The following is a 22,685-nucleotide window of genomic DNA, read 5'->3' as shown; positions in this document are numbered from 1 at the left end:
GCTAACCTACTAGATTGTGTCAACTAGAGAATGTCTACTATAAAACATATTAAAATAAAGATGATGTAACATTCCGCTAAATTATATGGGGAAATAGAAAAACCACCCTTATATGAGTGGTTTTAGTAATTATTTTTAGGTTATACATTTAAAATTAGGCTAAGTTATAGAAATAATAAACATTTAATCCGTTGTTATTATTTTGGTTCTGGATAATGATTGTAGTATGAGATTCTAATAAATTCTTGATAGACATTTGTTAATTTTGCATCTCTAAGAGCATCGTTGAATTTTTGCATACGTACACTCCCTTGAGCGTAGCCTCCACCTGGAGTATAAGGGTTTCTTGCTTCAAAGTCATCCAAAAATACTTTTAATTTTTTATAGTCTTGAGATTGATAGAAAGCCACGGCCTCTTCAGGAGTGACATCAAAGTAAGAGGATGACGTTGAGTTATAAGAAGCTGCTTGAGCAGTAGGTGCCTCTAGCATAGTTGCAGCTCCACCGAACATAGTAAGCGCCATAGAAGATACAATAATTTTTTTAAACATAATAAAACCTCCATGTAGAATATTGGATTAATAGTAATCCTGTAATCATTATAGTTACACTGAAAATGATTATCAAATGCAATATTGCATAATGTATCCCGCTATTTTGGGGCAGTAAGACTCCCGCCCAAAAATTCAATGAAAGCAAAGAAGTTAGATGGGAATCGGGAGGATTAAAGTTTCACTTTATTCTTTGAACGAGAAGTCACCTTTATATTTAAATGGAGGAGTGTAATAGATTAGAAGAGGTGTATAAGTTACTCAGGTTAACAAGAAAATGAAGAGGATATTTTTAATAGGGGAAAGCTTAATAACTGGAGTAAAGGAATTGCTATTTATATATTTAACATACATATTTGTCTTTTAAATTGTAGGCGTGTTTTAGAATTTGTATATAGTAAATTCGTTAAAAAACTTGATAAATAATAAAATGTGTAAATTTTTTGACTATTTTATTAAAATTATTTAATATTTGTAATTTATTGTTTTATAATGATAAATGGGTCGATCGTGAATGTTTTAGATATTGCGATATATACTCGGATTAATTTATTCTAGGGAGGTTACAAAATTGGGTAAGAGAGTCATTATAAGAGTTTTTACATTATTATCAGTACTGGCATTATTCCTTAATGTATTTTTACCTAGGGCTAGTGCAGAGGTTATGACGCATGAGAAATATTCAATGGACTGGAGTTATAGTAATAGTCTAGGTAAGTACATTCGCACTGAAATGATTAAAAATTCAAGTGGTCAAATTGCTTATTGCTTAACCCTTGGATTAAAATCACCAAATGGTGAAGATCTTCCTGAAATGGGGAAAACAGATAATGTAGTATATAGAGTCTTATTAAATGGTTTCCCGCAAAAAAGTGCTGAACAGCTGGGAGTAGCTAATAAAAATGAAGCGCATTATGCAACGCAACTTGCGGTTTGGAATGCATTAGGTCAACTCGATGTAAATGAATTAAAACATGAGAATAAAAATGTTGAAAAAGCAGCTAAGGCTATTATTAGTAATGCTAATAATAGTGAAGAGACTCAAGATGTTTTTATGAATGTGATTCCTGCTGAAAAGCAAAAAGCAGAATTAAAGGGTGAATTCTTCGAAACAAATCTATATTCAGTACAAACAAATGCTAAGAGTGGTTCTTATAAGGTAGTAGCGAAAAATACACCTAATGGAGTTAGAATTGTAAGTGAAAATGGAGAAGTGAAAGATCAGCTTTCAGTTGGAGAAAAATTTCGTATCCAAATTCCTAAGAATACAAAAACGGGTGAATTTAATTTAAGTGTTGCTGCTAATTTAACTAAAGTTCAAGCAATTGCTTACCGTGGTACGGATACTGTTCAGAATGCTACAGTACTATTAGAGAGAAATGAAGAAAAGCTTAGTAGTGATCTTGCAGTAAATTGGGAAGCAGCTGGTTCTTTAAAAATTAAAAAGGTTGGAGAAAATGGAGAAGTTTTAGCTGGTGCAGTATTTGAGGTCTTTAATGTAAATAATGAATCAGTCGGAAAAATCACGACTGGTGCTGATGGTATGGCAGAATTAAACAACTTACCAATTGGTACTTACACATTAAAAGAAATTAAAGCACCAACAGGCTATGTTTCAGATGATAAACCACAAACTATTGAAGTTAAGACAGGAGAAACAGGAGCTGTCCAAATAGTAAATAACAAAGTAAAAGGTAGCATCGAAATTAAAAAGCTTAGTGATTCAGGAAAGATTTTACCAAATGTTGAATTCACAGTCTTCACTGAAGATGGAAAAGAAGTGAAAAAAGTAGTAACAAAAGAAAATGGAATTGCAAACGTTGAAGGTCTTACGTATGGTAAATATTATTTCTTAGAGACAAAAACACCTAATGGATATATTGGAAATAAAACAAAGCATCCTTTTGAAATTAAAGAGCACAATAAAACACTTACTTTTACAGTGGAAAATACCGAAGTGAAAGGTAGTGTAAAATTACTAAAAGTAGATAATGAAGATATTAGTAAAAAATTAGAAGGTGCAGCATTCGAGCTAAAAGATGCAAGTGGAAAAGTAGTTGGGGAATATAAGACAGATAAAAATGGTGAGATTAACGTCAAAGATTTAGCGTATGGTAAATATTCATTTGTAGAAAAGGCTTCTCCAAATGGTTACGTTCTTGTTAAAGAACCAATTATGTTCGAAATAAAGGAACATGGAAAGATTATTGAGCTATTGGCAGTTAATCATCTTATCAAAGGTGATCTAGAAATTACAAAGGTAGATGTAGCTGATGGAAATAACAAGCTTCCAAATGCAGAATTTACGATTTATAACGAAGCAGGAAAAGAAGTAGTAAAAGGAAAAACAGACGATAAAGGAATCGCTAAATTTGAAAAGTTACCATTTGGAAAATACACATATAAAGAAACTGTTGCACCAAAAGGTTATGTATTAAATGAAGAAACGTTCTCTTTTGAAATTAAAGAGAATGGTCAAATCATTAAACACATTGTCAAAGATGAAAAGATTCCTTCAATAGAAACAAAAGCTACTGATAAAACAGATGGTACAAAAGAAATGCACACGTCTAAGTCTGTAACAATCCAAGATAAAGTGGAATACAAAGACCTACAAGTAGGCAAAGAGTATACTTTAAAAGGTAAATTAATGAATAAAGAGACTAATAAACCATTAGTTGTAAATGGTAAAGAAGTAACTGCTGAAACGAAGTTTACACCAAAAGAAGCAAATGGTTCTATTACACTAGATTTCACTTTTGATGCAACTGGTTTAGAAGAAAAAGAAGTAGTAGTATTCGAAGAGTTATTGAAAGACGGAAAAGTTGTTACGACACATGCTGATATCAATGATAAAGGTCAAACAGTTAAGTTCGTTAAGCCATCAGTAAAAACGACAGCAACAAACAAAGCTGATGGTGGAAAAGAGATTCATTCAAAGGATTCTATCACAATCCAGGATAAAGTGGAGTACACTAACTTAGTTGTTGGTAAAGAGTACACTGTAAAAGGAAAATTAATGAACAAAGCTATTAACAAACCATTACTAATTGATGGTAAAGAAGTAACAGCTGAGACTAAATTTACTGCAAAAGAAAAGAACGGTTTTGTAACATTAGACTTTACTTTTGTTGGTGCTGAACAGCAAGGAAGAGAAGTAGTTGTGTTCGAAGACTTATTACATGAAGGGCAAGTAATTGCAACTCATGCTGACATTAACGATGTAGGTCAAACAGTTCGATTTGTAGAACCTTTTATTAAAACGACAGCAACAAACAAAGCTGATGGTTCTAAAGAGTTAGATGCTTCTAAATCTGTAACAATCCAAGATAAAGTGGAATACAAAGACTTAATCGTGGGTAAAGAGTACGTAGTAAAAGGTAAACTAGTGGATAAAGCAACAAACAAGCCATTATTAGTTGATGGTAAAGAAGTAACAGTAGAATCTAAGTTTACTGCTAAAGAGAAGAATGGTTCTATCACATTAGACTTCACTTTCAATGCTTCTGCATTACAAGGTAAAGAAGTAGTAGTATTTGAAGAACTGTATCAAGATAATATATTAGTAGCTATTCACGCTGAAATTGAAGATAAGGGACAAACAGTGAAATTTAAAGAGGGAAAATCGGAACAACCAAAACCAGAACAGCCAAATTCAGGTAAAAATACGACAACACCAGAGCAACCTAACGAGCAAGTAAAAGAACAACCACAACTTAAGAAAGAAATTCAATCTAAAATTGGATGGTTACCGCAAACAGGTACTAATCTTACAAGTTGGATCTCTATGGCTGCAGGAGCATTACTGTTAATTGTTGGTGGAGTGATTTTCTTAAAACGTAAAAATGCATAGAAATTAAAAAATAAGCACATCTGTTTTTATAACAAGATGTGCTTATTTTTATCATTTTAGCCAAGAAGACTCCTATATTTAAGCGTGAATGGCATTTAAAATAGCAACTTTATTTGTAGTAAATAATACATAATTTTGTTTTACTGTTTTAATTAAAATACGGTCTGTTGTCCCATAAGCTGTTCCAATACGTATTACATCTATTTCTTCAACACCAGCATAGGTAGCATCTTCGGTAACCTCAATCACATCACGTAATGGAATTGTAATCTCCGCCAATTGCCATGAAATAATTAACTTTTCATTTGTTTTTTTTACATTAATGCCTAGCATTATACCAAGACCCTTCAATAATAATATGCTACACTTCTAATCTTATTATATAAATTTTTAGATTTTTTATCTATATGTAGGAATAGAATTTATTTATATCTGTGAGCATTTTAATGATGTCAAACAAATAGAAGGATATACAGTCTTTCTGTTAAGAACTATATATAAACAAAAACAGACTTTAGAAGAATATATGGATCTACAAAAATAGAATTGAAGAATTAAACTGGCTATCAATAGACGTGAGATTGTAAAGGGCAGGGGATATAAATTAAGGTGTTTTTTAATTTTTTTGGTGAAGAGGGAAGGTATCCCTCTTCTTTTTTCATTCCTTGTAAAATTTGAGGATGTCTTAAGGGGGTGAAAAGATGGATTGTGTGGGTGTATTAATAAAGGCTACTTTAGGTGGCTTCTAGAGATGTTTTTTGAGGGAATACAATATTATAAGTTGTAGTATTCATTGCAGCAATTGACTATAGTATAGGAGCATTCACGTTGGGATATAACAGAGAATTATAGAGTAAAGTAGGATTCAAAAGCATTGTTAAAAATGTGGTTATTATAAGTTGTTTTTCTATCAAAATAATTAGCTTTTGTTCAAAATTTAAGATTATTATTTTATTATATGTAGTAACTATTTATATTATTTAATAATTACTTGGTTTACTATTAAGGTGATTATCTTACAAAAGTGTAAGGTTATTTTAATTGACACTCATATATATAAGTAACTATACTGGTTACACGATGTTGGTAATTATATTTAATAATCTCTATCTATAAGTGTATGTCCGAGGATTATTTTTGGAGTAATAGTTCGATTTTAAATTCATTATCTGCTATATAGTAATGCGAAGAACTTAATCTATCCTTTATTCAAGGTCGTATTATTTAAAGATTAATTATAAATGATATATTTACCAAATTGTAATAACTTGATAGAGGTGTTACATTTTGAAATACAAATTAATTGCTACAGGAATTCTTGCTGGAAGTCTATTATCCTACTCATCTAATACATTTGCAAATACTCATAAGTTCCCAGATGTTCCTGCATGGGCGGACAAATCCGTTAATTATTTAGTTGATAAACAGGTATTGAATGGCTATCCAGACGGAACTTTCGGTTCAAATGACTCATTAGACAGAGCTTCGGCTACAAAAATTATGACAAAAGTTTTAGGTCTACAAATTGACTCTAATGCAAAACCATCATTTACAGATTCACAAAACCACTGGGCGACTCCGTATATTGCTGCTGCTGAAAAAGCTGGTATTGTTAAAGGTGAGGGTAATGGAATCTTCAATCCATCCGGAAAAGTAACTCGCGCTGCTATGGCTACGATGCTAGTAAATGCATATAAACTACAAAGCACACCAAATCATAATGAGCAGGTTAAATTTGAAGATTTAAAAGGGCATTGGGGAGAAAAATATGCCAATATTTTAATCGGTTTGAAAATTTCCAATGGTACTGAGAACGGTTGGCAACCAAATAGATTTATAACACGTGCTGAAGCTGCTCAACTTACTGCAAAAACAGATATGATGCAACATCGTCAAAAAAACCCATTAGAAAGCAAAACAATTATTATTGATCCTGGACATGGTGGCGAAGATCCTGGGAAATCCACAAAGGGATTACCTGAAAGTAAGATTGTACTAGACACTTCTTTACGTCTACAACAATTACTTGAAAAGCATACACCATTTACAGTTTTATTAACTCGTCAATCTGATAATAGACCAGGACATGATCAAAAAAGTTCTTTACAGGAACGTGTTAAATTTGCTAAAAAAAATCGGGGTGATATCTTTATAAGCGTACATGCAAATGCTTTTAATGGTAATGCAAAAGGGACAGAAACATATTACTATAAATCTTCTAAATCTGAAAAAACAAATCCTCATGTGGAAGAAAGTCGTGTTTTAGCGGAAAAAATTCAAACACGTTTAGTAGAGGCACTTCAAACACGAGACAGAGGAGTTAAACATGGAGACCTTCATGTTATAAGGGAAAATGACATGCCAGCTGTGTTGACGGAACTGGCATTTATAGATAATGGTATTGATTACAGTAAATTATCTACGGAAAATGGCAGACAAATTGCAGCAGAAGCCATTTATGAAGGAATTTTAGATTATTATGAATGGAAAGGAAATAATGTATCTGAATATAGGCTGTAATAAGTAATTGAAAATATAGTAATTCTCGAAATGAAGAATTCTATAATTTTTTAATTTTTTTAAACAACAATTTTAAATTTGTATTTAAAATTGTTGTTTAAATCGTTATTTTATGTTTTAATAATGTTGATAATAGTTATCAATAATAGTGAGAGGAAGATTAGTGAAATATGTGTTTTTAGTTAGTGTCATAAAAGTTAATGAATTTCTATATTGTATGGCTATAAATCTATCTCTATTTTTGTGAACTAGAAATAATATATTTATATCTTTTAAATGTTTAAGAAGGAGTGGCTGTCTGTATGAAAAAAGCAAAAGAAATAGCTAAATGCGTTGCGGTAGCGTCCGTTATTATGTCTGGATCATTTGGTTTACAAGCAACATCTGCATTTGCAGATTCTAAAGGAACTGTAGAAAATCTTCAAAATGGTGGGAAGGTCTATAATAGTTTTAAAACTACTTATGACATGAAGCAAAATATCAAAAATTCAATAAAGGTTTCTTTTATTGAGGATCCTTACGCAGATAAAAAGATTGCAATTGTTACCACTGATGGTAGTAATATAGATGCTAAATATACAATTAATAGCGGATACTATAACGCAGGTTTAAAATGGCCATCAGCCTATCATACTGAAGCAGAAATAACAAGTGGTGATAGTGCTCAATTCCATAAAGCTGCCCCAGTTAATACAATGACTTCAGCAAAGGTCACTTCGGAGGTAGGGTATACACTTGGTGGAAGTGTTAAAGTAGGAGTAAATGATAAAGGGCCAAATGCCGATGCAAGTATCACAGGTAGCTTTGCTTGGAAAGAAAGTGTATCTTATGATCAAGTAGATTATAAAACGGTATTAGAGACCCACACAGATAAAAAATTAAATTGGAAAGTAGGATTCCAATCATTTAACTTCCCAGAGTGGGGAATTTATAATCGTGATTCATTCAATACTTTCTATGGTAATCAACTATTTATGAAATCACGTAGTTATAATGAAGGAACGAATAATTTTGTTTCAAAAGATACAGTACCAGCTTTAACAGGATATGGTTTTTCTCCAAACGTAGTAGCGGTTATTACTGCTGATAAAACAGAAACTACATCAGATTTAAAAATAACAAATCGTAGAATTTCAGATCAGTACAATATCGAATGGGTAAGTTCAAAATGGTGGGGAACAAATAATAAAGATACATATAATGAATTCTTTACGAACCACTATAAATTAGACTGGAAAAACCATCAAGTTACTCTTGATAACCAAAAAGCCCTTGAAGAACAAATGAATAGTATCAACAGCGTGAATGATAAACTTAACAAAGGAAAAGGGAAATTATCTCTTTCAATGAATGGAAATCAACTTAAAGCTACATCTAGCAATGCTGGTTATGGTATCAGTTACGAAGATAAAAATTGGGGTATCTTTGTAAATGGTGAAAAGGTCTATACTTTTAATGAAAAATCAACTGTAGGCAATATCTCTAATGATATTAACAAATTAAACATTAAAGGACCTTATATCGAGATTAAACAGATCTAGTCAGTAAATGATGGCCGATTGATGGATAATTATCTCATCAATATACGAGTTTATTTTAAATCTGTATAATGTAATGAAAGGACCAAAGTTTATCTATAAAATAGATAAACTTTGGTCCTTATTATTTTTTTGTTTGCACACGAAGTTAAGATAATATTAGATGTTTTTTGTCCAGACTTTCACTCGATTAGAAAAGAGCGTAAAGTATTTGAAAGCTATTGATATTACGCAAGGGGATATTGTTTAAAGTAATCAGAACTTCATCGGTTGTTAAGTTACCACTTTAAATATATAATTAAATTTCATTAAAAAGATACTCTATTCAAATTCCTTATTGGGTTTTTGAAGTGAAATATATACTATTTGAGGTGTGTGAAATGGGGAAATCTCGAGAGCAGACAATGGAAAATATTTTAAAGGCTGCTAAGAAAAAATTTGGAGAGCGTGGCTACGAAGGTACGAGCATACAAGAAATTGCAAAAGAAGCGAAAGTGAATGTTGCTATGGCCTCGTACTATTTTAACGGGAAAGAAAACCTATATTATGAGGTATTTAAGAAATATGGTCTTGCTAATGAGCTACCCAATTTTCTTGAGAAGAATCAATTTGATCCTATCAATGCCCTTAGAGACTATTTAACGGTTTTTACTACACATATAAAAGAGAACCCTGAAATTGGATCATTGGCATATGAGGAGATTATTAAGGAAAGTGCACGATTAGAAAAGATTAAACCGTATTTCATAGGTAATTTTGAACAGTTAAAAGAAATATTACAGGAGGGTGAAAAGCAAGGAGTTTTTCATTTCTTCTCCATAAATCATACGATACATTGGATCACTTCTATTGTTTTATTTCCAAAGTTTAAAAAGTTTATTGATTCTTTAGGGCCAAATGAAACGAATGATACAAATCATGAATGGATGCCAGAAGACTTAGTGGACAGGATTGTTACTGCATTAACAGATAAACCTAAAGTGTAAAATTATAAAGAAGTATAATGTATTCTTTTTATTGAAAAAATACAAACCTTTTGGAAGTGAACCTAGTAGTATTAATTTATAGATTTATATACTTTTATGAAAATAAATGAAGTAAATTCAATTTAATCTTATTTATCTTATAGGGATTATAAGTTATACTAAAAGTAGGTACAAAATGTACCATTTGAAAAAGAGTGCATTGCAAAAAGGAATCCGTAAAGGATTCCTTTTTTGTTTCTTTGAAAATGAAGCAATGTTCTAATAACTAGCAGTCCTTTTTGTATGGACTTACTGAGGTTATAATGAGAAGAAAAAGAACCCTATAGGGTTCTTTTTCAAGGCATATTAACAGTAAGGAGAATCATGAAATGCTACTTCAAATCTTTATTAGGGGAAAGATTTTGAAAAAGCTTAACATGTATTTATTTTTACATAAATGTAAGATGTAGTAAATTGATAATGTTTATACTTACTATTACTAATATTCAATTAAGATGGTTAATACTATTTATATAGTGTTAACTGGTGTATAGTACAGTATACATTTAGAGATTTAATATTAGATTTCATTTGTTAAAAAAGTTAATAGATATATTATTTCAAATTCTAACTAACATTTAAACGATTTTAATTGAAATTGGTTGTGTATTAACCCTTATAAGCCAATAAAAGTAAATGAAATAAACAAAGACCCTGTAATAAATACAGGGCCGGATACAGGGTTAAGGGAACGCATAGTTTCTTAATATCATAGTAGCATATATTCTTTGTATAGCTACATGAGGATTTTGACAGAATTAAGAACAAGACAGAAAATCTGTAGGAAAGCAAATATAGTGCTGGAAATGTGATTTTAAATTAAGCTATAGGTATATTGAAATGGATGAAAACTCTTGAGTACCATGATTAAATTGCCTTTAATTATGAGGTTTAGGTTAGAGGGATAATTGGATCTTACTGAAAAGAAAAAATGTTTTTTAGATTAAAAGAAGAAAAGACACCTTTTGGGTGTCTTTTCTTTAGGTAAACAGTTCACATATTGCTGAATTAGATACGAAACTATAATTCGACTACGAAGTAAATCCTAACATAATCTGAACAGAAAAAATATGTAATATTACATTTTTAGTTTTTAATTATTTTATTCAATATAGAGAAGCAACGTAAATAAAAGGGCATGCAGTCGTATCTGCAGCCCTTTTTAGGAGGAATTCAAGACACCATTAGGACACGTATTGGTAAACAGGTTCAAAAATAGTATGTGTGAAAAGAAAAAGTCCTATACCAAAAGTAGACAGGACCTTATCTTTTTTAAATTTTAAAAAATGAAATTCTGTCCTTTTGAAATCAGTACAGCACACACTTGGTTTGAAATGAAATTAGAAAAAGTATACATGAAAATGGCAGACAACTATTTTGTTGCCTGCCGGTGCCAGTGGGTTGAATGAGTTAGTCAATTCAATAAATTGTGCTATCCCATTACCAGAAGAGTGAAGCCGCTAGTTCAAACGGCTTAGACATAGTTTGTCTAATAAAGAAAAAATTATGAGTAGAAATTTTGTTTGCTCTATATGAAAAGATAAATAGATATTCATCAGACAAGGATAATTTAGCATATCTTGAATAGGGTGTAGGAACGAATTAAAGAAAGGGATATTTGTTTAGGAAGGGACTGACTCAGGAGTGGGACTTTCGGACAGGGTTTGGGGAGCGGTGATTGCCTTTGGCATTGCGACTAATATCGTTGCTTGTATAATGGCAGTATACATTCAAAAATATGAGCTAATGATAAATCATCTTACAAATATTTTATTTTTAATAATTATCTCTTTAACGTTTATAAAGATGAAAATTAACAGATGGGTGGCTTTAGGATTTACATTAGTTGTAATAGAAAAAGGTATTAAAGCGGGCTATGACTTCTACACACATAATTATTATAGTGTCAGTTGGAGTTTAGCTATTATTGTCTATTGCATATACGAGATGGAAAAGTATCATATTGAAATAAACGAATAGGCGCAACAAAAAGGTGTTAGTAGGTGGAATTCTTTTTAAAATACTATAAAAAAGACACTACAAGAGTGTCTTTTTTTTGAAAATACTCTATAATTAACTTTGGGGAAGGTAATGTTAGAGTATTCGTTTAGCATTATCTTTATATTTGATAAACCATGAAATCGAAAGATTTTGTGGTTTATTTTATGAACAATAGATATTACAGTATTGGCAGTGAACTATTGATCATTTTAAGCATTAGGAAAGAATGGATTAAAAGTCTAACATCGAATAACGGTTCCGGAATATAGTGTTGCGAAATGATCTCCCATATCCCAAACGGTACTTGCCTGTATATAGCCTTTAAAGCCTTCTGAAGAATAATAAATCTCTTTTGGTATACTTTCTTTAGTTTGGAAATGTGCTTTAGAGTACTTTACATAATGGTTTTTAACAACTTTTGCTTCTGGAACAATAGTGTTTTTTTGTTCCAATTTTGGCCTAGCACTAGAAGGTGGTATGAATTTTACAGAATCTTGGTAATTAGTATCTAAGGTGTCAGCTTGTACACTGTGTGACGAAACAAAGGTGCTTAAACTACTTCCCACGACTAAAGTTGCAAATACTAACTTTGAGAATTTTGTTAATCTACTCATTCTATAATCTCCTTTTTATTATTTTGTAAGGTATCTCCTTACACCTCACAGTCTATATCCACTACAAAAGGGTGTACATACATATTGATAGACAAAATTCTACAAAATACCTCATGTTTTGGCGTTTATGTATAATAATCCAATGTATAATAATCTATCAAAAGTAAAAAGGTAGGCATTATATAAAAGAAAATGAATAATTTATGCAGAGTTTGTATATGAAATTATTGTTTAAATATTCTAAAATGAGTTGATAAAGATGTTGGTAGGTTTTTGGGAAAACAAATGATTCCCTAGGTGGAATTTGAAAGAAAGATTCTCTGTTAGAGTTTTTATAAGGGAATTCATTTTCGTAGATTCAAAATGTAAAAATAACTAAAGAATTAAGTAAAAGCACACATTTTAAATAAAAGCTCTGTTAAAAGTAAATGTTGATATTTGAAACCAATTCGAAATCTTAATATAATTTCATAAAAACTAACGTTCGATATGTATTGAGGTTGAGCAAAGCGTTCAGTAATCTATTGAAACATATTCGTGATTTGTCTCATACAGAGAGAGCAAGTGTTTCAATGGGGAAAAAGCTATGTTGAGTCTTTTTTCTCTGTCGGTGGTCGTCTAATCAATGAAATGACGGATGCTTATGATAGTTTGTGTCTAGCAACATTTGTGTATAAACGAATGAATTAAGAAAAGGGTGAAATATTGGATAACTCGAAATGGATGCCTTTAAGTAATGTTGATGATGATGAGGAAATTTGGGCAGGAGCAAGAGTTAGGTTGTACAATGTTGATATGAATAGAGAAGATAAAGAAAATAATTTCTATGAATATATTATTTCTTATATCTACGACAACACTAACTACTTACAACTAACTAATTTAACAACAGGAAAAGCAGGTTATATTATTTGTGTCGTTGAAAAAGAATTACCAAATAATTATGCTTTGGGCAGAACATTAAAGCAAAGAATAGGTTTAGAAAATACCTATTTTAGATTTGAATAATCAACAAATAAGGGAAGCACCAATTCTAAGGTGTCTTCCCTTATTTAATACTTTTTATCAATAATCAATATTAACAGAGCCTAAATAAAAAAGTGAGAAAAATGATAAACATTCTTCTCACTTTCATCAATTAGGGTGGCATATACATAAATATGCGTTTGGGTGGATTTTTGGATGAAAAATCCACATGCATAGTATAACAAAAAAATTATGGCTTTTCGCATGTAATATTGCATATGAAAAATAGTAAAGTTTTAAATTTTAATATCAACAACTTATATATATATGTTACAATGTAATTCTCTAATTTATTTTATTCTCCTATCTAGAATTTATAGTTTAGTGATTCAATAAAACAAAAGTGATTGTAATAAACAGATAAAACGATGAAGTAATACAGTTAGAATGGTTAAAAGGCAGTTAAATATAATTATTAAAGGAATAAATTTACTTAGTTATGTTTTGTGAATTTATTATGGTAAGGATTTCATCTGATTGGAATAGCGCTAAATCAAATTTTTATCCAAACGAATCCAATAATTATTTTTTAAATGAAGTATATGTTGCATCAAGTTTATTTGGAATAATTCGTAGTCTAATAATTGCTGAATCTAGAAAAATAACATATTTGAAAGGAGGACAGATAAAACTCTGTCTGTGAAAAGTAAATCTATAAATTATAAAGTACGGATAACAGGATTTAATTGTGGTTTCATTTCGAATGGTACAATAAATGAATGTGGAAAAGTAAAGGAGAAAAATTTAAATAAACTATATAAGTAGTAAAAATGAAAAGGAGAAGTATCTAGTGTTTAATATAAAAGAAAGATTGGGACAAATAAAGCTTAAAACGAAGTTGTCTATGGCATTTATAGCAATATTAATTATACCAAGCCTTATCGTAGGAGTATCATCTTATAATAAAGCAAAAACAGATCTTAATGAAACAATTCTACAATCAGCAAAAGATAATATAAGTATTTTAGATAAGATTGTTGATGATGAATTAGAAAATAAGCATACAGATATCACTCATTTTGCAAAGGTACTCACACAAGGGGATTATAATCCTGAACAATCGCAAAATGTACAGAATAAATTTGATCAATATATACAGTTACATCCAGAGATAGAAACGATTTATACGGCATCCAGTAACAATCAATTTATTCATGCACCTGTTGGAAAAATACCAGAAGGGTTTAATCCGCTAGAAAGTAGTTGGTATAAGGATGCAGTAAAAGCAGATGGAGAGATTATTGTTTCATCTCCATATAAATCAAAGTCTACAGGAAATATGGTAATTGCAATTGCAAAGCAGAATGCAGATAAAAGTGGTGTCATTGGCGTAGATTTGAATATTAAAGATATCGTAAAAACATCCAAAATGATAAAAATTGGGAAGCAAGGATTTGTATCTATAGTTAGTCAAGATAAAACTATAGTTGTTCATCCATCACTAAAGCCTGGAGAGAAATTAGAGAAAACTTTAGTGGATGAATTGTACAAGACAGAAGATGGAGTAATTACTTATAGCCTCAATGGCGAAGATCGAAACATAAGCTTTAAGACAAATAAAAAAACAGGTTGGAAAATAGCTGGCGTAATGCCTACGAAAGAAATTGAAGAAGCTACCAATCCTATTTTTTATAAAACACTCACTATAATAGGTGCTTCATTATTGTTAGGTGGAATTGTAATTCTATTCATACTCAAATCTATAATTACTCCACTAAGACAATTAGTCATGTCAGCTCAAAGAATTAGTCAAGGAGATTTAACCGAGAAAATAGATATTCGTTCAAAGGATGAACTTGGTCAATTAGGTGGTAGTTTCAATACAATGGCAGAGTCGTTACGTAATATTATTTCTCAAATTAACACATCTGCAGGACATGTAGCTGCGTCTTCTGAGGAACTAACTGCTAGTGTAGAGCAAGCAAGTGTTGCGACAGAACAAATTACAAAAGAGATGGAAGAAATCTCGAACAGTGCAGAGGTTCAAAATAATGAAGTTGAGTCTGGAGCTGAATTAATTGGTGAGGTAACACGAAATATTCAATACGTAGCTGAGAATGCTTCTGAAGTATCGACTTCCTCCATATACACTAAACAAAAAGCAAATGAAGGTGAACAATTAGTAGAACAAACTGTAACACAAATGCAGTCTATCCATCACTCTGTTTCTCAATCAGATAATGTCATAAAATTATTAGATAAGAAATCACAGCAAATTGGCAGTATATTAGAAGCAATTCAAAATATTGCGGAGCAAACAAATTTATTAGCATTAAATGCAGCGATTGAAGCAGCTAGAGCTGGGGAACAGGGGAGAGGGTTTGCAATTGTTGCCGATGAAGTTAGGAAGCTAGCAGAGCAATCATCCGAATCTTCGATGGAAATTGGAAGCTTAATTAAGGAAATACAAGCAGACGTACATGAGACTGTAAAAGCTATGAATGAAGTGGGAGTAGAAGTACAGTCGGGAATTAAAGTTGCGAACGATACAAAACAAAGTTTTTATGAGATTTCAAAATCTGCAAATGATATTGTATCAAAAGTGCATGGTATGGTAGAACTATCAAATAAAATGACAACTGATGCAATGAAAGTTGATACATCGATTGATCAAATAGCTATGGCTGTAAAAGAAAATTCTTCAAGTATGCAAACGATAGCTGGTTCATCTGAGGAACAACATGCTTCTATGGAAGAGATAAATTCTTCAGCAATACAATTAGCACAGATGGCGGAAGAACTTCAAGAGTTAATTGGTGGATTTAAGATTTAAGTTGAGATTCTAGGAGAGAATGCTAGAATCTTGTTACAGAGTGGAAATGAAAAATCTTATAACATAGTAAATAAGTATTGTACTCTCTATGCGTATTGAACAAGCAGATAAGCCATTTAAAAACCCTCCATTTGGAGGGTTTTTAAATACATGTACATTAAATTTGTGGTGGTGCACCACCATAATCGCCAACACTATATGAAGGAGCAGGATAATGCCCATGAGTAGCAAGCTGATCTGTTTTAGAAAACTGAAAAATTCCCACCGTTAATACCCCAATAAAAGCAATGCTTGATAATAATAAGCTAATTTTTTTCATTATTTTAACACTCCTTTTGCGATTGATTTTTGTCTTGCTTGATAACAAATATGGAAATAGTCACTTACTTTTTGGTGGTTCTCTAATTGTCTACATTTTGTGGCAAATAATTCGGCGTATTCGACAACATATTCCCATAATTCTTCTTCCTCAAAGTATAAGATTCCTTCTTGAATGATTTTTTCTAATTCTTCCAATGGAATATTTTCGTTTAATTTTTTTAAAATAGAGAAGTGGTGTGTATATTCTTCGTTATGAATCTCTCTGCAAATCTGTAGTCCCTTATCAATGAGTTGGCTGGCCGTTGATTGTTCTCCTAACTTATAATGTTCCTTAGCTTGTAGGAAGATGGCCTTGAAGTGTGTAGGGATTTTCTCTGTTACTTCTGAAAGGTGACGAATAGCTAAAGTAGACATACTTTGATCAGAATACAGCCACCCCATAGTATTTTTTACGTATAACAAGGAATCTTCTTCCCTATTTTTTTGTAGTAAATCAATTGCACAATGTAGATATTCTTCTGCTTGTTCGTACTGTTTTAAATAGATGCAGCAACCACCTAGCAAACTATTACAAAAGGCTGTTTTTACTTCATAACCTTCGTACTTTGAAAAGATTGCTCTCGATTTATTTGCGTATTCGATAGAAGCGAGATTGTTATAGGTATGGTGATAGAAAGTAGCAATTCTATAGTAAAATTCGGCGTGTTCAATTTCATCTGGTATAGCTACCAATATTTTTTCTGCTAGTTTATAATGTTCCTCTGCCTCAGTATAATTTGATATAAAAGTGGAATGAATGGATTTGAAAAAATGATAATAGAATTGTAGAAATTGATCTGTAGGCATATCATAATCGCTAATAGTATCAAAACTATTTTGTTGAATACCAAGGCTATCTGTTAAGACCTTGTAACGAAATTCGAGTAGTGAATAGTATAGTAACAAATTTTGATCCTGATGCTCTTGATTCGGTTCAATGCTTAACTTATTAATTTTTTCATCAATTTTCTTTTTTAGATTAGTAGCTTTTATAACTTGCTGAGATAGCATAGATCGATACCAGTCGTTCAATAGAGAGGTTAATTGCTCATTTCCTTTTACTGAGACACTCATAATATACGCCCCCATTTTCTAAAAAAATCCTAATCCAATTTAATTATAAACATCATAACAAAATAGAAGAAAAAATGGAGTGATATTACAATATTTTTCAAGAAAATTCATAAAAAACAATCAATTTGTGTCGAATATACGTAGAATAAAACATCCAAAAATAATCAAAAGATGATATGAGTCTTTATACGTTCTATTAGATGAACTAAGAAACTGTGATTGAAGATTTATGAAATTTCTTTTTCTTAAAACGATCAATTATGTGTTAATTTTTAGATTATTTTATCGGATAAATATAGTATGTATAACCACCAAATGTATAAATCTTGCGTATGTAAATAAGAAGAGAATAAAGGAAATAAAAAAGAACTTGTAAGAATTCCTACAAGTTCTTTTTTAGATAATGTAAAAGGTGAAACAGACTATGTCATTATTTGTAATAGTAAAATTATCTTACGTATGGTTTTATTTTATAGAAGATGTACTATATTGAAGATTTGTTCTTATTGTTGATTAAAGGGAAATTTAAGACTGGTAAGGGGAAAGTGCATAAAAGAGAAAGTCTCCTTTATTTATTCTGAAAAGATAATTCAAAAAGCTATTTGTGTATAGAATAAGCTATGCATAAATTCATCAACATTGGTGATAATAAATAAGAGAATCAATATATAAGCATAAACTTGTTAAAGCTCAGTGTAATTCTATAAATAGTAGATATGATTATCTGAAAAATAACATTATTTACTTTTCGAGTAGGATAAGTAGAAAAAAAAGGAAGTTTTTCTTTGAAGAAAGCTCTTTTGACAGGAATAGATTTTTTCATAACTAGAACAAATAAATTAATAATCACATATACTGTATTGTCGTTAAAGCAAGACATTATTTTCTCAGAACAAGGGAATCACTAGAAAAATACGTGATTCCTTTATTCTTCAATATAATGTCAATAGTTGATTTGAAATAACCGAAGAAATAAAATTTTTGTTAATGGACAATCACATAATTTTAGGTATAGTAGGTTTATAATTTAGACTATAAAAATTAATGTATCTTTTATTATTTTAACCAAGAAGACTCCCTCCATAAGGAACTCACAGCAAGTATGGGTAAGTGGGAGTAGTTCAAAGCATGCAATATTGTTTGATTTGGCTAATACATAGATTTCTCATCTCAGAACTGGTGTAAGAATTATAATATTTATACCATTCTATTGTATTTTCTAAAGTCTGTTGTAGGGACCATTTTGGCTGCCAATTAAGATTGAATTTTGCTTTGCTAATGTCAAGGTTTAGTAAATTTGCTTCATGAAAATTTATTGGACCTATATTTTCTGCTGTCCAATCCCCGCAGCCCCAAATATCTAGTAAACTGGTCACTAATTTTTCTACTGAAACAATATTGCTTAGGGATGGCCCGAAGTTCCATGCTCCTGAAAAAAGGATACCATTATTTATAATTTTTTCTGTAAGGAGTAAATACCCGCTTAAAGGTTCTAGTACATGTTGCCAGGGTCTAATAGCAGTAGGATTTCTAATAATAATCTTTTTGTTTGATTCTAATGCTCGTATACAATCGGGAATAATTCTATCTATTGACCAATCACCACCACCAATTACATTACCAGCTCGAACACTTGCAATTATTTTCTTGTGTTGAGAAAATTTTTCTTCTGAAAAGTAAGAATTACGATAGGAAGAAATTAAAAGTTCGCAGCATCCTTTGCTTGAGCTATATATGTCATGGCCGCCCATAGGGTCAATTTCACGATAACCCCAAGGCCATTCTTTATTTTCATAGCACTTGTCACTTGTCACCATAATTCCTATTTTAGCTGATTCATGTAATCGAATTGCCTCTAGTACATTCATAGTTCCTACAACGTTTACCTCGTATGTTTCTCTAGGATATTCATATGAATACTTAACTAGAGGTTGGGCAGCTAAATGGAATACAATTTCAGGTTTATAATCTGTAAAAACCTTATTTAATTTATTAAAATCTCTAATGTCTCCACGAATATCAATTATATTATTTTGAAGGTTAGTAATGTTAAAGTTATCATTTTTATTTTTAGGATCTAATGAATATCCGATTACAGCAGCACCTAATTCATTCAACCATAGGGATAACCAAGAACCTTTAAAACCAGTATGTCCAGTAATTAAAATTCTTTTTCCGTAAAAAGCATTATTAAAGTTTTGGTTTAACAATTAGTCCACCTCCTTTAGTACCCTATTTTTAGGGAGTTAGGTATAAATGTTTATTATTTTTATACCAATTAACAGTTTTTATAATTCCTTCTTCAATATTAATTCTAGGTTCCCAGGAAAGAGAGTTTTTTATTTTTTGCACATCCGCTTCAGGAACCCATCTTTCATTTGTTCTAGAGGAAATTGCACCGTAATTTGGTCTGGAATTGGTTTTCAAATGTTTGAATAATAATTCTACATAATGTTTCAAGGGGTGAATAGTGCCGCTCCCAATATTAAAGATTTCATTTTGTACAGTAGTATTTTCTACTGCTAGGATACAGGCATCTATTACATTTTCTATATAACAATAATCTCTTAATTGATTACATAAAGTTAAATTTACATCTTTGTTTTGTAATACTCGCAAGATTATATAGCTAAAAATTTTATGCGGCTCTTCGCCTTCTCCGAATATGCCAAAAGGTCTTAATGTTATAAGATTAATATTGTTTTCGCTAGCAATTTGATGGGCGAGTATAGTAGCAGCAGCTTTGGTACTTCCATAGATGTCCACAGGAGTTAGTAACATATTTTCATGAATAGGTTCCATCTTGTTACCGTATTCAGAACTACTCCCAAAATTGATGATTTTTTTACAATTCACCAATTTTGCTGCTTGAATAATGTTACAAGTCCCTATAACATTTGTTTCTATAGCATGGATGTAATCTGTATGGGCAGAATTTACACCATAGGCTGCCAGGTGAAAGATATAATCGGGATTAATTTTCTTTATTGCATCTTGTACTTGTTTTTTATCTCGTATATCTATTTCATAGGTTTCAATATATTTTAGAATATCCTTTAGTCTCCAAGAGTTTGATGGTGTTCTTATGAAAAGAACAATTTTTGCTTGTAAATTTAAAAGTCTTCGTGCCAAGTGAGAACCAATAAAACCGTATCCACCAGTAATAAGGAAAGTTTTATTTTTAAATGAAGCAATCATAGTGATAATCTATCCTTTATTAAGATGTATTTTTAGTTGCTGAAATAAATAGATTTATTTTTAAATAAGGAAAGTATCAGTCTTAATTGTGATGAGGGGAGGGGTATTTAAAATAATTTTTTATTGTTGTTGTATCAATTTGGTCAGCAAATAAAGAGGAGGGAGATTTTTGAAAAGTATTATGAAGGGTATGACATGTCTTGTTCAATTGTTCAATATAAGGAATGTATATATAATCTAAAACTGCTGGAGGTAATTCTAAAGTTTCTTGTTTCCATAAATCGAACTCATTTGGATTAATAATTTGCATACTTCCAAAATGAAAAGCTATTAATTCATCTTGATCAATAAAAACTTTATTATCTGTTTTGGATATAGAACTGCTATTTAAAATGACATTCCAAGGTGCTGCATCAATACCTTTATGAGTCATGATTTTTATATTAGAAAAGATGTTAGGAATGTGATTTAAATATTTTTGGTCACCCCATCTATTCATTTCAACATCATATTGATTATTGCAATATTCTAGGCATTTATCTTTCCACCATGTTAAAATTTCTTTACTATTTTGATCGTTTTTGAAGCCTACTAAACCAGCTTGGTATATACCGTGTATGCTTTCAATTTCAGTAGAGCTTCTTTGAGGGCAAAGGAATACAGAGTACTTCCACCATTCATCAAGAATGATATTAGGTGCTGTAAAGAAATACATATCAGCATCACAATATATAATGTGATCAACTTCCGGATAAAGACTAAGGACATGTAGACATAGGGGCGCTTTTAATGTCCAACAATATTCTTGTAAACTTCTATCATTTTTTATACTGAGGATTTCATGATTTTCAATATCCTTTACCGGAATTAGTATGGCGTGCTTTAATTTTAATTTCTCTAATATTTGATACGTTAGATCATCCATACAACAAATCCATACAGTAAATTTAGCGTTGAAATTTTCTAAGGAATAATAAGAAGTCAATCCTTGGATTAATCGTTCTTTACTTATAATCATGGAAAAGTTCATAAAATGATTGGATTGATTCATTTTTCTTCTTAATTGTGAATCTTTATATAAAGTTTGAGCTTTATTTATATCTTTTTTACTTGAAAATTGTTTAGTATCTTTATTGAATTTATCCTTTAATTGCTTTAAAACAAATTGAATTCTCTCTAAATATGGAGTGTAAATATGGTTTAATATATTATTGGGTATTGAAATTTCTCCCAAAGACCAAAGATCAAAATCATTTTCAGTAAAGATAGTAATACATGCAAAATGGTAAACAACTAGTTTGTCGTTTTCAATAAATATATCGTTTTTAGTCTTGTCAATTTTATAATCGTTATTATATATACAGTTCCAAGGCGCAGCATTTATACCTAAGTTATTTGAAATTTTTACTTTTGGAAAATATATAGGGATATAATCTAAATACTTTTGGTCTCCAAATTTCCCCTCTTCAGCCTCGGCACTGCACCAATCTATACATTTATTTTTCCACCATCTTACACTTTTTAGTCCATAGAGATCATTCTTAAATCCAATTAGACCAGCCTGATATTTTCCATACATTTTTTCTACCCAATCACGATCTCTTTGGGGGGTTAGGAAAATAGAATGGTCACCCCATTCCTCAAAAATAATATTAGGGTCAGAGAAAAAGCATAAATCACCATCACAATATAGAATAGATGGTAAATCATAATTGACCAATAAATATTCTATCAAGACAGATTTTAAAGTCCAACAATATTCATTTACTTTTCTTTTTCTCTTAATTGCTTTTAGTTCACGATCTTCTAATTCTTCAACTTGTAAAAGGTTTACATTAATTAAATTCATTTCTTTTAATAGTGAATATGCAAAAGGATCTATACAACAAATCCACAATGTGAATTTTTCTGAGTACTGCATTAATGATTGCTGTAAAGCAATAATTTTCAAGACATACTCACTACCTACAATGACGCAGAAATGATTATTTAGATCATGTTGTTGATTATAGAATTGGGGATTAATTCTTTTTTGAGTATTTTTTTTGGAGAGATTTGAAGCTTTAATTCCTGTTGAAAGTGGGTTAACTATTTTCTCATTAGAGGGGATGTACAATCGAGGTAAACTTATTTTTTTATCATTAGAGTTCAA

The 22,685-nt window shown here is 30.8% G+C and carries 15 protein-coding genes and 1 pseudogene; 8 read left to right on the top strand and 8 right to left on the bottom strand.

Annotation, left to right across the window (positions count from 1 at the left end; genetic code table 11):
* Positions 1 to 197 precede the first annotated feature (197 nt).
* Positions 198 to 551: a hypothetical protein gene (locus MR112_RS23735; protein ID WP_000473483.1), complete on the bottom strand. Its 354-nt coding sequence runs from the start codon at positions 549 to 551 to the stop codon at positions 198 to 200.
* Between the two features lie 571 nt (positions 552 to 1,122).
* Between MR112_RS23735 and MR112_RS23730 the strand changes: the two genes are divergently transcribed.
* Positions 1,123 to 4,404: a VaFE repeat-containing surface-anchored protein gene (locus MR112_RS23730; protein ID WP_242245508.1), complete on the top strand. Its 3,282-nt coding sequence runs from the start codon at positions 1,123 to 1,125 to the stop codon at positions 4,402 to 4,404.
* 78 nt (positions 4,405 to 4,482) lie between these two features.
* On the opposite strand, the gene MR112_RS23725 is transcribed toward MR112_RS23730, so the two are convergent.
* On the bottom strand, positions 4,483 to 4,737 hold the full coding sequence (locus MR112_RS23725; protein WP_242245507.1) for a SunI/YnzG family protein: 255 nt from the start codon (positions 4,735 to 4,737) through the stop codon (positions 4,483 to 4,485).
* A gap of 954 nt (positions 4,738 to 5,691) precedes the next feature.
* Between MR112_RS23725 and MR112_RS23720 the strand changes: the two genes are divergently transcribed.
* The 4 genes from MR112_RS23720 (at position 5,692) to MR112_RS23705 (ending at position 11,467) form a co-directional block, all read left to right on the top strand.
* Positions 5,692 to 6,924 (top strand): N-acetylmuramoyl-L-alanine amidase, encoded by a 1,233-nt coding sequence (locus tag MR112_RS23720; protein ID WP_000875660.1) that lies wholly within the window; start codon positions 5,692 to 5,694, stop codon positions 6,922 to 6,924.
* A gap of 302 nt (positions 6,925 to 7,226) precedes the next feature.
* Positions 7,227 to 8,465 (top strand): hemolysin II HlyII, encoded by a 1,239-nt coding sequence (gene hlyII, locus MR112_RS23715; protein WP_000709367.1) that lies wholly within the window; start codon positions 7,227 to 7,229, stop codon positions 8,463 to 8,465.
* 377 nt (positions 8,466 to 8,842) lie between these two features.
* Positions 8,843 to 9,448, top strand: a complete 606-nt coding sequence (gene hlyIIR, locus MR112_RS23710) for a hemolysin II regulator HlyIIR (RefSeq protein WP_000520484.1) — start codon at positions 8,843 to 8,845, stop codon at positions 9,446 to 9,448.
* Between the two features lie 1,683 nt (positions 9,449 to 11,131).
* Positions 11,132 to 11,467 carry a hypothetical protein gene (locus MR112_RS23705; protein ID WP_000524431.1) on the top strand — a complete coding sequence of 112 codons (336 nt, stop codon included), beginning with the start codon at positions 11,132 to 11,134 and terminating at the stop codon, positions 11,465 to 11,467.
* A 260-nt stretch (positions 11,468 to 11,727) separates the two neighbouring features.
* Here MR112_RS23705 and MR112_RS23700 read toward each other — a convergent pair whose 3' ends face one another.
* Positions 11,728 to 12,102 (bottom strand): hypothetical protein, encoded by a 375-nt coding sequence (locus MR112_RS23700; protein WP_000088971.1) that lies wholly within the window; start codon positions 12,100 to 12,102, stop codon positions 11,728 to 11,730.
* 500 nt (positions 12,103 to 12,602) lie between these two features.
* Between MR112_RS23700 and MR112_RS23695 the strand changes: the two are divergent.
* The 3 genes and pseudogenes from MR112_RS23695 to MR112_RS23685 form a co-directional block, all read left to right on the top strand.
* Positions 12,603 to 12,741: pseudogene (locus MR112_RS23695) on the top strand (IS1595 family transposase); the annotation flags it as partial.
* Between the two features lie 84 nt (positions 12,742 to 12,825).
* The gene (locus MR112_RS23690; protein WP_002041583.1) at positions 12,826 to 13,110 is read left to right on the top strand and encodes a hypothetical protein; all 285 of its coding nucleotides are present in this window, start codon (positions 12,826 to 12,828) and stop codon (positions 13,108 to 13,110) included.
* A gap of 808 nt (positions 13,111 to 13,918) precedes the next feature.
* Entirely contained in the window at positions 13,919 to 15,901 is a 1,983-nt protein-coding gene (locus MR112_RS23685; protein WP_025687841.1) for a methyl-accepting chemotaxis protein, read from the top strand.
* 157 nt (positions 15,902 to 16,058) lie between these two features.
* Here the strand turns inward: MR112_RS23685 and MR112_RS23680 are convergent, their stop codons facing one another.
* From MR112_RS23680 to MR112_RS23660, 5 genes are all read right to left on the bottom strand, one after another.
* A complete protein-coding gene (locus tag MR112_RS23680) occupies positions 16,059 to 16,220 on the bottom strand; it encodes a hypothetical protein (RefSeq protein WP_000724116.1) in 162 nt (53 codons plus the stop codon).
* The gene (locus MR112_RS23675) at positions 16,220 to 17,335 is read right to left on the bottom strand and encodes a Rap family tetratricopeptide repeat protein (protein WP_000116962.1); all 1,116 of its coding nucleotides are present in this window, start codon (positions 17,333 to 17,335) and stop codon (positions 16,220 to 16,222) included. The genes MR112_RS23680 and MR112_RS23675 overlap by 1 nt, the downstream gene beginning before the upstream one ends.
* Before the next feature lie 1,121 nt (positions 17,336 to 18,456).
* A complete protein-coding gene (rfbG, locus tag MR112_RS23670) occupies positions 18,457 to 19,545 on the bottom strand; it encodes a CDP-glucose 4,6-dehydratase (protein ID WP_098762680.1) in 1,089 nt (362 codons plus the stop codon).
* Between the two features lie 28 nt (positions 19,546 to 19,573).
* A complete protein-coding gene (locus MR112_RS23665; RefSeq protein ID WP_000561952.1) occupies positions 19,574 to 20,533 on the bottom strand; it encodes an NAD-dependent epimerase/dehydratase family protein in 960 nt (319 codons plus the stop codon).
* 82 nt (positions 20,534 to 20,615) lie between these two features.
* Positions 20,616 to 22,685: a glycosyl transferase gene (locus tag MR112_RS23660; RefSeq protein WP_226368977.1), complete on the bottom strand. Its 2,070-nt coding sequence runs from the start codon at positions 22,683 to 22,685 to the stop codon at positions 20,616 to 20,618.

Origin of the sequence: Bacillus cereus group sp. BfR-BA-01330 (assembly GCF_022663885.1) — a bacterium.
Taxonomy (GTDB): domain Bacteria; phylum Bacillota; class Bacilli; order Bacillales; family Bacillaceae_G; genus Bacillus_A; species Bacillus_A cereus.
This window is presented reverse-complemented; position numbering and strand designations above follow the sequence as displayed.

Excerpts from the sequence above, each read along its gene's own strand:
- MR112_RS23700 (WP_000088971.1), bottom strand. The coding sequence starts at position 12,102 with ATGAGTAGATTAACAAAATTCTCAAAGTTAGTATTTGCAACTTTAGTC.
- MR112_RS23725 (WP_242245507.1), bottom strand. The coding sequence starts at position 4,737 with ATGCTAGGCATTAATGTAAAAAAAACAAATGAAAAGTTAATTATTTCA.
- MR112_RS23665 (WP_000561952.1), bottom strand. The coding sequence starts at position 20,533 with ATGATTGCTTCATTTAAAAATAAAACTTTCCTTATTACTGGTGGATAC.
- hlyII (WP_000709367.1), top strand. The coding sequence starts at position 7,227 with ATGAAAAAAGCAAAAGAAATAGCTAAATGCGTTGCGGTAGCGTCCGTT.
- MR112_RS23690 (WP_002041583.1), top strand. The coding sequence starts at position 12,826 with ATGCCTTTAAGTAATGTTGATGATGATGAGGAAATTTGGGCAGGAGCA.
- MR112_RS23680 (WP_000724116.1), bottom strand. The coding sequence starts at position 16,220 with ATGAAAAAAATTAGCTTATTATTATCAAGCATTGCTTTTATTGGGGTA.
- MR112_RS23735 (WP_000473483.1), bottom strand. The coding sequence starts at position 551 with ATGTTTAAAAAAATTATTGTATCTTCTATGGCGCTTACTATGTTCGGT.
- MR112_RS23675 (WP_000116962.1), bottom strand. The coding sequence starts at position 17,335 with ATGAGTGTCTCAGTAAAAGGAAATGAGCAATTAACCTCTCTATTGAAC.
- hlyIIR (WP_000520484.1), top strand. The coding sequence starts at position 8,843 with ATGGGGAAATCTCGAGAGCAGACAATGGAAAATATTTTAAAGGCTGCT.